10 protein-coding genes are annotated in these 12,611 nt (G+C 35.9%); 6 read left to right on the forward strand and 4 right to left on the reverse strand.

Going from position 1 to position 12,611, the window contains the following annotated elements; genetic code table 11:
* Nucleotides 1-59: 59 nt before the first annotated feature.
* From HMPREF9699_RS04675 to dapB, 3 genes are read right to left on the reverse strand one after another with little or no spacing between them, the layout of a single operon-like run.
* Complete coding sequence (locus HMPREF9699_RS04675) at nt 60-680, reverse strand: WbqC family protein (protein ID WP_002662836.1); 621 nt, start codon at nt 678-680, stop codon at nt 60-62.
* On the reverse strand, nt 680-2,365 hold the full coding sequence (gene lepB / locus HMPREF9699_RS04680) for a signal peptidase I (protein WP_002662837.1): 1,686 nt from the start codon (nt 2,363-2,365) through the stop codon (nt 680-682). Before lepB ends, HMPREF9699_RS04675 begins: the two co-directional genes overlap by 1 nt.
* Before the next feature lie 52 nt (nt 2,366-2,417).
* Complete coding sequence (gene dapB, locus HMPREF9699_RS04685; RefSeq protein ID WP_034985604.1) at nt 2,418-3,119, reverse strand: 4-hydroxy-tetrahydrodipicolinate reductase; 702 nt, start codon at nt 3,117-3,119, stop codon at nt 2,418-2,420.
* Nucleotides 3,120-3,515: 396 nt separating this feature from the next.
* On the opposite strand from dapB, the gene HMPREF9699_RS04690 reads away from it, so the two are divergent.
* The 6 genes from HMPREF9699_RS04690 to HMPREF9699_RS04715 all read left to right on the forward strand — a co-directional run bounded on the left by HMPREF9699_RS04690 (nt 3,516) and on the right by HMPREF9699_RS04715 (nt 11,713).
* Nucleotides 3,516-4,343 (forward strand): hypothetical protein, encoded by an 828-nt coding sequence (locus HMPREF9699_RS04690; RefSeq protein ID WP_245946057.1) that lies wholly within the window; start codon nt 3,516-3,518, stop codon nt 4,341-4,343.
* Nucleotides 4,344-4,400: 57 nt separating this feature from the next.
* Nucleotides 4,401-5,855 carry a sodium:solute symporter gene (locus HMPREF9699_RS04695; RefSeq protein ID WP_002662840.1) on the forward strand — a complete coding sequence of 485 codons (1,455 nt, stop codon included), beginning with the start codon at nt 4,401-4,403 and terminating at the stop codon, nt 5,853-5,855.
* 68 nt (nt 5,856-5,923) lie between these two features.
* Nucleotides 5,924-7,297, forward strand: a complete 1,374-nt coding sequence (locus HMPREF9699_RS04700) for a DEAD/DEAH box helicase (protein ID WP_002662841.1) — start codon at nt 5,924-5,926, stop codon at nt 7,295-7,297.
* Between the two features lie 86 nt (nt 7,298-7,383).
* Nucleotides 7,384-8,046 (forward strand): DNA-binding domain-containing protein, encoded by a 663-nt coding sequence (locus tag HMPREF9699_RS04705; RefSeq protein WP_002662843.1) that lies wholly within the window; start codon nt 7,384-7,386, stop codon nt 8,044-8,046.
* A gap of 271 nt (nt 8,047-8,317) precedes the next feature.
* Nucleotides 8,318-10,540, forward strand: a complete 2,223-nt coding sequence (locus HMPREF9699_RS04710; protein WP_002662844.1) for a TonB-dependent receptor plug domain-containing protein — start codon at nt 8,318-8,320, stop codon at nt 10,538-10,540.
* A 198-nt stretch (nt 10,541-10,738) separates the two neighbouring features.
* The gene (locus tag HMPREF9699_RS04715) at nt 10,739-11,713 is read left to right on the forward strand and encodes an IS256 family transposase, variant Zn-binding type (RefSeq protein ID WP_002661810.1); all 975 of its coding nucleotides are present in this window, start codon (nt 10,739-10,741) and stop codon (nt 11,711-11,713) included.
* 270 nt (nt 11,714-11,983) lie between these two features.
* Here HMPREF9699_RS04715 and HMPREF9699_RS04720 read toward each other — a convergent pair whose 3' ends face one another.
* Complete coding sequence (locus HMPREF9699_RS04720) at nt 11,984-12,355, reverse strand: septal ring lytic transglycosylase RlpA family protein (protein ID WP_002662845.1); 372 nt, start codon at nt 12,353-12,355, stop codon at nt 11,984-11,986.
* Between the last annotated feature and the right edge of the window lie 256 nt (nt 12,356-12,611).

Genomic DNA, 12,611 nt, shown 5'->3' on the forward strand with positions numbered 1-12,611 from the left:
ATGGCTTCTCTCCTTATAGTTTTTCAAGGTGATAAATTTTCAAACCTTCAAAAAGGACATTAAATTTCTCCAATTTTCAAACTTTTTAAATATCCTTGTGTCTCTGGGCCCAAATTACAGATAAGGTCTAAGATAGATAAATCTGCAAGGAAGCCCATTTTATCTGAAAATACCTGATAATAAGGTTTTCCAGGGAATATAGAGTCTTTTTTAGCTTTGAAAGCATTTCTAAGGTCTTTGCCTTGTGGAGTAGCCTCATATTGCTCTGTCAAAGAATATGCCTTTTCTGTTTTTAAGAGTTTTAAAATGATAGAAATGGCTTTGAGATTAAACGCTAAAAGAGAAGACTCATTACCCTCATAAATAGTTTTGAGTTGGTCTTCATAGTACTCAAAATAAGGTGCACTTTGATAGACATTCTTTATGGATTTCCAATGTAGTTTTTGCCAATTTTCATTGTATGAAATCTCAATATCCTTCATCGCTCTTTTACCATTTTTTTTGAGTGGAATGGTGAGGTTAAGTTTTCCATTGGCACCAAAAATGTGGCAGCGATTTCTAAGGGTCTGTTTAGGGAGATTCTCAAATTGCTCTATGTGGATTTCATTTTCATCATTTAAAAAAAAGTGAAACCACGAAATAGGAGGAAGATAAAGTGCTGGAAGTGTAAGAGTAGCCATTAGTCTTCTTTTTTCTTTTTAATGATTTTCATGATACTATCCCAACCGAAGAAAAGGATGAGAACAATGGCAGCTAACCACCAATAAGAGGTTTTATTCATGTCTCCTGTATTGGTTGCTTTAAACATTCTGTCCCATCGGATTTTAAAAGGAGCTTGGTAGTCTGCCCCTTGGTCAGAGAAAAGCCCTTGGATACTCATCCATGTAAACATAGGTTTTCCTACAATGTGGGTTTCTGGAACGAAGCCAAAGAATCTGGCATCTAGAGATTGGTCTCTATTGTCTCCCATCATAAAGTAGTAATCTAGTTTTACAGTGTATTGGTTAGTTTCATTACCATTAATATAATATTTTCCCTCTTTTTCTTCCAGTGTATTCCCCTCATACTCGGCGATGAGTTTCTGGTAAATAGGAAAATTTTCTTTGGTCAAAGTAATTACATCTCCTTTTTTGGGAATGGTGAGTGGCCCATACCAATCTTCATTCCAATCACTGGTATAAGGAAAAATGGAGTAAGGTAAGAAAGCTCTGGTTTGGTTTTGGTCAAAGTAAAGTACATTGGCCACGCCTTTAGGTTTTACTTCTTCGGTAATAGAGAGGAACTCAGGAAGCTCCTTCAGTTCGTTGGCAATTTTTTCTGTTGCCTGAAGTCGGTAAGCTGTGCTATTGGGTTTTATATTGTATTGTTGAAAATATTCATTCGTAAAATCTCTACTTTTTCCTAAGACGATATGCTCAATACTTAAAGCACCGTATGCTTCAAAAAGGGAATTGACATCTATTTCTGAGCTAGTTTGTAATATATAAGAATACTCTACTTCTGCATCTCCTAATCTATTTTCAGGTTTCCCATTGATGAAAAGTCGTCCTGCACGCATTTCCACTGTGTCTCCTCCTACGGCAACCAATCTTTTTACATACGGGTCTTTTCTATCGATGGCATTATGCACTGAGTCTTGAGGATAGTTAAAAACTACAATATCATTTTTTTCAGGTTTAGACCATCCTGGGAATCGGAAATAAGGAAGCTGTACAGCATCTACATAAGATTTAGGGTCATCTTTCGGATTTCCCTTTACACCAGTATCCATGATGGTTCCTTGAAGAAAAGGAATAGCTATAGGACGCATCGGCATTCGGTAACCGTAACTTAGTTTATCCACGAACATAAAGTCCCCTACCATGAGTGTCCTTTCCATAGACCCTGTAGGTATGGTAAAAGGCTGAGTAATAAATACATGAACAATGGTAGCAAACACCGCAGCAAAGGTAAGTGAACCTATGAGACTTTCCTTTTTAGGAGTTACTTCAGCATCCGTATTCGTATAGTACTCTATTTCAGCAGTGTCATCCAGTTCTGTGTTTTTACTATAATTTACCGTTGCCATATAGATGAACGGTAGAAAAATGGTAAGGAGCTTATGCTGTATCAGATTTTTACCGAATTTTTCCATCAAAAGAATATGGAATACAGACATCATAATAGTTCCTACGATAGGGAAATAAGTGAAAATTACCCACCATAGCGGTCTTTGGGTTTCCTTTAAAATGATGAAATAATTGTAAAAAGGGATAAAGGCTAAGAATGGGCTATATCCCATTTTCTTAAACAATTTCCATGTAGAAAGCCCCATTAATACAGATAAAAATAGAACTCCGATAGTGTATAGTACAAAATAATTCATAAGTCTGGTGATAAATAATAGTGTTTAATCTGTCGGTATGAAATAAAAAAAGTTACAATCCTAAAACATCTTTCATGGTAAAGATGCCATTTTTCCCATGTAGCCACTCCGCAGCGATGACAGCACCCAGTGCAAATCCTGAACGATGGTGTGCCGTGTGTTTAATTTCTATCTCATCTACATCGCTTCGGTAAAAGATAGAATGCGTTCCAGGAACTTCATCTTTTCTGATGGCTTCTATACCTAACTCATTCCCCGTAGTTTCACCTAATTTCCATCCGTTATAGATAGCGGAATGGTTTAAAATACCTTCTGCTAAAGAAATGGCTGTGCCGCTGGGAGCGTCTTTTTTATGAATATGATGTATTTCTTCTAATGCGGGAGTGTATTCTGGAAAATTTTTCATCATTAGAGCAAGTTTTTCATTAAGTGCAAAAAAGAGATTAACGCCTAATGAAAAATTAGAACCATAGATAAAACCTGTATTTTTTTCCATAGCAAGTGTTTCTATTTCAGGCTTTTTTTTCAGCCATCCCGTGGTGCCACATACTACTGGAATACCTAGAGATAGGCAGTTATGAACATTTTTAAAAGCCACTTCCGGAAGTGAAAACTCTATGACAATGTCAGGATGATTAAGGTTTTCGGCATTTGGGGTTTCTTTCAGTCTTGCTACTATCTCGTGCCCACGGGCGGTAGCAATTTCATCAATAATTTTACCCATTTTTCCATAGCCTACTAATGCGATTTTCATAATAGAAAAATTTGTGGGTAAATTTCGTGTTTTTTTTTGAGATAGCGAATATGATGAGAAATGAATTAGGTCAAACGCACGAAATCCTATTTTCATAGGGTACTCAATAAAAAAATAATTGAATATCAATACATTAAAATTTGCCCTTAATCACTTTTATAAAAAGAGTTTAAGAATTAAGTATTTGATTATTAATGTATTATAAATTTGATGCGTTTACCCTAGAAGAGAATTAGATTAGGCACACGAAATCCACTGGCTTAGTTCTTATGAATTCTTATTTAAAAGCCAATTGTACTTAAGAATAGAATATTTCCTTTTATTTTTTCTATTTTTTCTACTTTTCTTTAAATATTTAATAGTATATTTGGGATGAAATTTTTCAATGACAATTATATGAAGAGAGCAACTATTTTTTTCTTTTGTCTGGCAATGATGAGTCATTTCTCTTATGCACAGAAAAATCCTTTTGAAAAAACACTGAATACTAAGAAATTAGGTGTAATGGTAAAAAAGGTAAAAGACAAAGATAAAGACGATTACTACCAGCAGTATTATCGTCTTTCTTTGGTAGAAGATCTAGCACAGTATCCTAATTTAAAGGAAATAAAACCTGCGGTGCTTTATCAGTTTGTTAAAGAGATTACCCCTCCTATTGCTACCAAAAAACTTTCTAAAGAACATAGAGCTATGCGTAAGGAAGCACAGCTTTCCCTAGACCAATATCTGAGTAAAAAAGACTGGACCAATCCAGTGAAATCACTGAATCTACTTACCTATGTGGATCCTGAAAATTTACAATATCACACCAAGGTAGATCCTGAAAGAGTAACCATACTGCTTCCTAAAAAAGTATTTGCATTCGGGACTATCAATACCAAAGAGAATGAAAGAAAACTTAATTATCTTTGGATGGATGATAAAAACAATTATCATGTAGTAAATATCTTCCCAGAGGAAAATAAAATAAATGAAGATTTCTTTGCAGATATCAGAAGTGTGATTCCAGATTATGTATTCCCAGAAGATATGGCACCTACCCAGGTAAGAAGAGGAGATAAAAAAGTAAAAAGTGATGCAGAGTTCTACTATATAAGACCTTTTGAAATAGGAAATAGTAATATAGAATACAAAACTTTAGACTTTAAAAAATTCATCTTAGCACGCTATAAAGTAGATGGAGGTCCTTGGACGGATTTTGAACATCGTCCAAGAAAATGGTAAAATCATAAACCGCCCAAGTGCGGTTTTTATTCTTTTTTAGCTCAAAATTTAAAATTAATGAATTCCACAGTATTATTATCAGTAATTGTATTGTATTTTGTTTTGCTCCTTTGGGTAGCACTTCGTACAGGAAAAGGTTCCAATAATGATAGTTTCTTCATTGGAAATAGAAAATCTAACTGGATGCTAGTGGCATTCGGAATGATAGGTACTTCTCTCTCGGGGGTTACTTTTGTTTCGGTTCCTGGTGCAGTAGGGAAAGATCATTTTCAATACCTACAAATTACCATTGGCTACCTCATCGGGTATATAGTAGTTGCTTTTATTTTATTACCGCTTTACTATCGGCTTCAGCTTACCTCTATTTATGGCTATCTTCAGCACAGAATGGGGAGACTATCCTATAAATCGGGAGCGTGGTTTTTCATTGTTTCCAGATTGGTAGGGGCTACAGCTCGTTTGTATTTAGTAGTGAATATTTTACAAGTATCTATTTTAAATTCATTGGGAGTACCATTTATCATTACGGCTTTGGTTATTTTACTGATGATTATTCTTTATACCTATGAAGGTGGAGTAAAAACCATCGTTTGGACGGATACTTTACAGACCACTGCCATGCTTGCAGGGCTTATTATATGCTCTTATTTTATTTTGTCCCAACTTGATTTAAACTTTGGAGAAAGTTTAGTGGCAATGCAAAATCAAGGGTTACTTAAAGTGTTTAATACCGATGTAAATGACAAAGCTTTCTTCGTGAAACAAATATTAGCAGGGGCTTTTATTACCATTACCATGACGGGGATAGACCAAGAGATGATGCAGAAATCTCTTTCAGTAACCAAGCTAAAGGATAGCCAAAAGAATATGGTAACATTAGGCTTTATTTTATTAGTAGTCATTGGGTTATTTTTGTATTTAGGAGGACTATTGCATCTTTTCGCAGCAGAAAACAATATCACTGCCGAGGGAGATCAGCTTTTCCCAGCTGTGGCACTTAATTATATGCCTCCTGTGATTTCCATTATTTTCATCATTGCGCTTATTTCGGCTCTTTTTCCAAGTGCTGATGGTGCCATGACTGCACTTACCGCATCTTTATGTATAGATGTTCTGGACTTGAAAGAAAAGAAATGGGATGCCGGAAGAAAAGAAAAATTCAGAAAAAGAATACACCTCATCGTAGCAGCAGTATTCCTGCTCATGGTATTGCTATTTAAAGAAATCAATGACCCATCTATGATTGGGCTTATTCTTAAACTCGCAGGGTTTACTTATGGGCCACTATTAGGGTTATTTGCCTTTGGTATTTTTACCAAACGAAAAGTAAAGGACGCTTTAGTTCCATACATCTGTGTACTTTCACCTATACTATCCTTTCTCTTAGACAAATACCAGTCTTCTTTTTTAGGAGATTTTAATATCGGGCTTGAGCTTTTAATCATTAATGGATTTATCACTTTTATAGGGCTGTGTTTCATCAGTACATCAGAGAAAAAAATAAGCAAGTAATACTTACCATTTGAGACCATGCTTTTTTGTGTGGTCTTTTTTTATTCCAAAAGCCTTATCTTCGCACCATGGAAACACGCACTTTTGCTGATTTTGATATCCCAGAAAAAATCCTCGATGCACTGGCAGACATGAACCTTTTTGTCCCTACTCCTATTCAGGAGAAAAGTTTTAAGCCTATTCTTTCGGGGAGAGATGTTATGGGAATAGCCCAAACAGGAACGGGGAAAACCCTCGCTTATGCCCTGCCTACACTTAAATCATATAAATACTCTAAAAGTGGAAATCCTTCCATTCTCATTCTTGTCCCTACTCGAGAATTGGTAGTTCAAGTGGCTGATTTTGTGAGAGCACTTACACAATATCTCACTACAAGAGTGGTAGCTGTTTATGGCGGAACGAATATCAATACGCAAAAATTACTTTTTGATGAGGGGTGCGATGTCTTAGTAGGAACACCGGGTAGGGTGATGGACTTAGCCATAGATAACGCCATTTCTCTCAAAGAAGTCCAAAAACTCATCATCGATGAATTTGATGAAATGCTGAATCTCGGTTTTAGACCGCAGCTTACCCATATTTTTGAAATGATGAGAGTAAGAAGACAGAATATTCTTTTCTCTGCCACGATGACCGATGCTGTGGATGAAATGCTGCACGAATATTTTGCATCTCCAGTGGAAATTTCTTTGGCAAAATCGGGAACACCGCTAGAGAAAATTCAGCAATCAGTATATAAAGCGAAGAATTTTAATACCAAAATTAATCTTCTTCAGCATCTTTTAGATGAAAATCCTGATATGTCAAAAATTTTAATTTTCACAAATAATAAAAGACATGCCGACCTTCTTTTCACTAAAATAGAGGAACTGTTTCCAGAAAAATTTGATGTCATCCATTCTAATAAATCTCAAAACTATCGTCTGAAAGCTTGGCGAAAATTTGAAGACAATACGCTTAGAGGACTTATTACCACAGATATTATGGCAAGGGGGCTAGATATTTCTGATGTTACCCATGTGATAAACTTTGAAATTCCAGAAATCGCTGAGCAGTATATCCATAGAATAGGTAGAACAGGAAGAGCAGATAAAGCGGGAATAGCCATCTCAATGATGACCGAAAAGGAAGAATTGGCTTTTTTGGAAATAGAAATGCTTATGGATACTGATGTGGAGCAAGTAGATTTTCCACAAGAGGTAGCCATTAATCCTAAGAAAATCTTTTCAGAGCAAGAGGAAGTGAAGATGAAAAACCCAAATATCATCAAACTAGATGAAGGAGGGGGAGCTTTCCATGAGAAGAAAGCAAAGAATAAGAAAATTAACCTTGGAGGTCCTAAAAAACGGTATAAACCCAAATCTAAACCAGGTGCCAACAGGGCCCAAGCCAAGGCAAAAAGTAAAGCTAAAAGAAAGAAAGAAATAACAAAAAGACTGTAAACAATAGGCGTTTAGCGATTGGTGTTTATGTCCAAAAGAGGTGTATTTGAAAACAATTAATAATAACGGAAAGTTGCTTTTATAAGTTGAATCTAAGTATTAATTGTATTAAGGGGAGTGTAGGCATAGAAGACATCATCAAAGAACTCATCAAGGAGGGAATGGAAATAAAGCCAGAAACCGCCGAAGATATCATCAAACGCTTCAACCGAAAAACATCCGAAATGGTACTCAATGGCTACAGCGTGAATACAGGGCTGGTAGTGATGAGACCTGCCATTAAGGGCGTTTTCTATGACAAAACTTGGGACAAGGAAAAACACTCGGTGTATGTGAACATCAACCAAGGAACAGCACTGAGAAAGCAAATTCAGGACACCAAAGTGGAGATTTTGGGCGAACAAGCCTCTCCTATGAGTATCTTCAGCATCATAGACAAAGCCACTGGAAAGACCGATGGTACTCTGACTAAAGGCAAAAACGCTGAAATCAAAGGCACTTATATCAAAATCGCAGGAGAACATCCAGATAACGGTATCTATTTCACCAATATAGACACTCAAGAGAAAACCAAAGTAGAGGCTTCGGACATCGTTATCAATGATCCATCTAAACTAATGATTTTAGTCCCTGCCACGCTCACCACTGGAACTTACGAACTGAGCATTACCACGCAGTTCAGCAACAATAAGGTTACCATCAAAGAACCTCGGACAGATATCTTGGGCGTGAATATCAGCATTCAATAGAGGGGTTCCTCCTCATTTACTAAAACTTTGCCAATAGATTTTGGCAAAGTTTTTTATTTGCCCAAATCGTACTGCATTATATTAATGCATCATACTGTACTATACGATGCTCCTATTTTCTCAAAAACCTATCATTGAACTGAATAATCCTTTCGGAGTTTCACATGATGGAAAGGGAGTGGGAAAAAATCAGTTGGAGTGAGGAAGTTAATTTTATATCTTTGGACTTATCATTTTATGATGTTCACCAATTTTATACAAAACCACTACCATGAGAAGAATAAGTATTTTCATCGCAACACTGGGGTCTTTCATGCTTTCGGCACAAAAAAAAGATTCAATAAAAACCAGACAGATAGAGGAAATTGTTTTCCAAAAAAAGGGCGTACGGCGTAGCAATGATATTACCAAAGTTTCAGTAAAAGCAAGAGAGGCGGCACAGATTGCCTCTGTTTCTGGAGGGATAGAAGGACTTATAAAAACACTTCCTTCCGTGAATTCTAATACTGAACTCTCTTCACAATACATGGTAAGAGGAGGAAATTTTGATGAAAACCTCATCTATATTAATGATGTGGAAGTATATAGACCTTTTCTAGTGAGAAATTCTGTGCAGGAGGGGCTGAGCATCATTAATCCAGACATGGTGGCTGCAGTTAATTTTTCTGCAGGTGGTTTTGAGGCCAAATACGGCGATAGAATGTCTTCATCACTCAATATTTACTATCGTGAGCCTCAAAAATTTGAACTTCAGGGAGAGGCAAGCCTCATCGGTGGAAGACTCACCACAGGCTGGGCATCTAAAAATAAACAATTAACCACCTTAGTCTCCGCAAGATACAGAAATACCAATCTTATCCTCAATACTTTAAGGGAAAATACCAATTTTAATCCCGTGTACAGTGATCTTCAGGCATACCTTAATTATCATATTTCTCCTCAATTTTCTATTTCATTTTTAGGCTATCTGGCTCACAATACTTTTGATATGGTTCCCAAAGAAAAAACCGTAGAATTTGGGACACTCTTAAGACCTGTCAATGTAAATATAGGCTATGCAGGTAGAGAGAATGACCGCTACCGAAATATGATGGGTACCGTAACCGCCCTCTATAAACCGAACAGACAATGGCGTATTTCTTTAGACGCTTATGCATACCAAAATAGAGAGAGAGAATATTTCTCTATTGCATCAGGCTATCAAATAGAAAGGTTTGACCCGATTACGGGAGACCCTGTAGCTTCCTATGACTTAGGTGCACAGATAGACCACGCAAGGAATGATTTGATGCAAAAAATCATGGGAACCAATGTAAGAGTTCGTTTCTCTCCCAACTCGAATACCGATATAGAAGCAGGATTGAGATATGATAAAGAGTTTTTACAAGACCATACCAACGAATGGCGACTGATAGAAGACCAAGGCTATAATATCCCAAGAATAGTAATTCCAGGGGTGCTAGATAACAGTCCGCTCAGTCTATATTATCATATCTATGGGGATAATAAAATCCGCCCTACCCGAATGTCTGCCTACGCTCAGTACGCTCAAAAATTCATGCTCGGGACGAGTAAAGCTCAGTTCAATGGTGGTGTGAGGGTGGCCAATTGGTCTTTTAATAATGAAACCATCGTTTCTCCAAGGGTTCAGTTTGCCCTCAAACCTGATTGGAATGCCGATATGCTTTTTAGATTGGCAGGAGGAATTTACTACCAACAGCCCAACTATAGGGAAATAAAAGATTTGACAGGAGGTTTTAATGCCAATATTCAGTCCCAACGCTCCATTCAGGCAATACTCGGAATGGACTATGAATACGAATGGCAAGACCGACCATTTAAACTCACCACTGAATTGTATTATAAAAAAATGGACAGATTGATTCCATATTTTATGGATAATGTAAGAATACGGTATGCAGGTGTAAATAATGCTACGGGAGTAGCCTATGGAATAGATACAAGATTATTTGGCGAGTTTGTCCCTGGGGTAGATTCTTGGCTTTCTTTAAGCTATGCCAGAGCTTTTGAAAATTTAGAGGGTAGAGGCAATATTCCGAGGGCAACAGACCAACGCCTTAGATTTGCTCTTTTCTATCAAGACTATATGCCGAATTTCCCTAAAATGCGTGTTAATCTCACGGGAATTTATGCCATGGGATTACCTACGGGAAGCCCTTTGATTTTCGATGCCAATAATCATCCTGATATGTTTTCCCGCTATCAGGTGCAGTCCACGCTGCCATCGTATAAACGGGTGGATATTGGTTTAGCTTATGTTTTTATTGATGCCAAAGACAAGCAAAAACGATGGGGGTTTTGGAGTAATTTCCGAGATGTCTCTTTAGGAGTTCAGGTATTTAACGCGTTTAATATCTATAATACCGTTGCCAACCAATGGATTACTGATGTTACCAATCAGCTCATGTATCCCGTACCAGTTAATCTCACAGGGAGGTTTTTTAATGTAAAGCTGGATTTTCTATTGAAATGAGACAAAAAATTATATTTTTAGATTTGAAAGTCTATAAAAACATCCTGAAAAAGCAATAATCCAGTAGTTTTTATTCAACTACTGGATTTTTTAAATGACAATATAACAAAAAATGGTGCTTAAAAACCTTGTAAAGCATTGTCTTTTATAGACTTATAAGAGTTATAATGAAAGTGGTTTCATTATAACTCTTATTTTATGTCCAAAACGAATAAAAAATGTCCAGTTTGTGATTCTAATCACATCATCAAAAAAGGAAAAAGAAATGGAAAACAACGCTTTCAATGTGGAGATTGTCAGGCAAATTTTACGATTAAAAACATTGGTGTAAAAAGAAAAAATCAATTCATTTGGTTCAGAAAATGGATAATGGAAAGGCAAGTCTATAAAACCCTTTCGAGGGATAGCTCAATGAGCCAATCTACCCTTCAAAACCTCTTTAAACATTACCTTTCACAAGTTCCTACCCTCAGCATCAAAAGCAAGACAAAGGTTCATCTCTTGATTGATGGCACCTACTTTTCCAATGGATTATGCCTGATACTCTACTACGATTATGACATTCGATATGTGCAACTTTACCGCCAAACCAACAAGGAAAAACTTCGTGATATAAAGCAAGATTTGGAAAACTTAAAGAAGCTGAATGTGGCAGTTTACAGTGTAACCTGCGATGGGCATAAATCTATTTTAGGAGCGGTAAAAAAGGTGTTTCCAGAGGTGATTATCCAAAGATGTTTAGTGCATATTAAACGACAGATTAAGAACTATTTAAGTGGTAGCCCAAAACATTTTATTAGCCAACAGCTTTTGTGTTTATCCAAAGAAATTACGCATCTAAAAACCAATGAACAGGCTAACGATTGGGTAAATAGATTTTACCAGTGGTATGTTGAAAATCAATATTTTATAGAAGAAAAATCAATGAATGAAGAATCTGGATTTCAGTGGTTTAAACATAAAAATCTACACTTAGCTACTTATCATATTATCAATGCCTTACCCAATATGTTTGCATATCTGAAAGATAGTGAAATCCCTTATACTACCAATCGTTTAGAAGCCTATTTTACGCATTTGAAAGAGAAATTAACCTTGCATAGAGGACTTCGTTTTGAGGCTAAAAAGAACTTTATAAAATGGTATTTATATTTTAAAAATCAAGGGGGATAAGGTTTTTTTAGCCATAGGGTTCATCCGATAGTTTTAATAAAAAAGGGTGAGAAAAACTCACCCCTAAAACTATCGTTTTGAACATTGATTGTATTGCTGACAATGAACTATGTTCGTAACCTTCGTAAAAGCTATTCGCTTTTTCTCGCTTATTCCTCAGCAGAGCTTGTTTCCTCTTCCAATCAATGTGCGAAATATAAGCATTTTTTATCAATTATAAAAGTACCATTTTTTACCACATTGCCTTTTAAATTAAAAAGATAGGAAAATTTAATCTTCAATGATTTCGTATTCTATACTGACCACTCCACTTCGGATATCAGCTATTTCTGTAAAGGCTGCCTTAGAAAGGTCTAATGCTCTTGATTTATGAAAAGGCCCTCTATCATTAATCTCTACGATGACCTCCTTTCCATTTTTAATATTTTTTACCAAAACTTTGGTGCCAAATGGTAATGTTCTGTGGGCAGCAGTAAATTTGGTATTTTGGAATATTTCCCCACTGGCAGTGCGTCTTCCATTAAACTTATCATGGTAGTAAGAAGCTTTGCTGGTTTTCTTTTCATCATCTGTTTTAGATGTAGAAAAAGACATGCAGTTCAATACAGAAACGAAAAACAGAACGGATGCTATTGCTTTCATTTTTTTTCTGATTTTTGATGGAGCAAAGTTACATTCATCTTTTATTAGAGCGGATTATTTTTTTTCGTTTCATCTATTGAGATGATGCAAAATGTCTGTTTTAAAGATTAAATTGTTATTTATCAATTGATTATAACAACTATTAAAAAGTGTTAAAATGTAAGTGATTTTATTAATAAAATTAACAATATTCTAATTTTAAAATATAAGTTATTGATTTTTAATGTTTTTTTATATTCTTTGGATTTGATGGTTG

Source organism: Bergeyella zoohelcum ATCC 43767 (assembly GCF_000301075.1).
Classification (GTDB): Bacteria; Bacteroidota; Bacteroidia; order Flavobacteriales; family Weeksellaceae; genus Bergeyella; species Bergeyella zoohelcum.

Coding starts and splice junctions, on each gene's coding strand:
- HMPREF9699_RS04695 (WP_002662840.1), top strand. CDS start 4,401: ATGAATTCCACAGTATTATTATCAGTAATTGTATTGTATTTTGTTTTG.
- HMPREF9699_RS04710 (WP_002662844.1), top strand. CDS start 8,318: ATGAGAAGAATAAGTATTTTCATCGCAACACTGGGGTCTTTCATGCTT.
- HMPREF9699_RS04720 (WP_002662845.1), bottom strand. CDS start 12,355: ATGAAAGCAATAGCATCCGTTCTGTTTTTCGTTTCTGTATTGAACTGC.
- lepB (WP_002662837.1), bottom strand. CDS start 2,365: ATGAATTATTTTGTACTATACACTATCGGAGTTCTATTTTTATCTGTA.
- HMPREF9699_RS04700 (WP_002662841.1), top strand. CDS start 5,924: ATGGAAACACGCACTTTTGCTGATTTTGATATCCCAGAAAAAATCCTC.
- dapB (WP_034985604.1), bottom strand. CDS start 3,119: ATGAAAATCGCATTAGTAGGCTATGGAAAAATGGGTAAAATTATTGAT.
- HMPREF9699_RS04690 (WP_245946057.1), top strand. CDS start 3,516: ATGAAGAGAGCAACTATTTTTTTCTTTTGTCTGGCAATGATGAGTCAT.
- HMPREF9699_RS04675 (WP_002662836.1), bottom strand. CDS start 680: ATGGCTACTCTTACACTTCCAGCACTTTATCTTCCTCCTATTTCGTGG.
- HMPREF9699_RS04715 (WP_002661810.1), top strand. CDS start 10,739: ATGTCCAAAACGAATAAAAAATGTCCAGTTTGTGATTCTAATCACATC.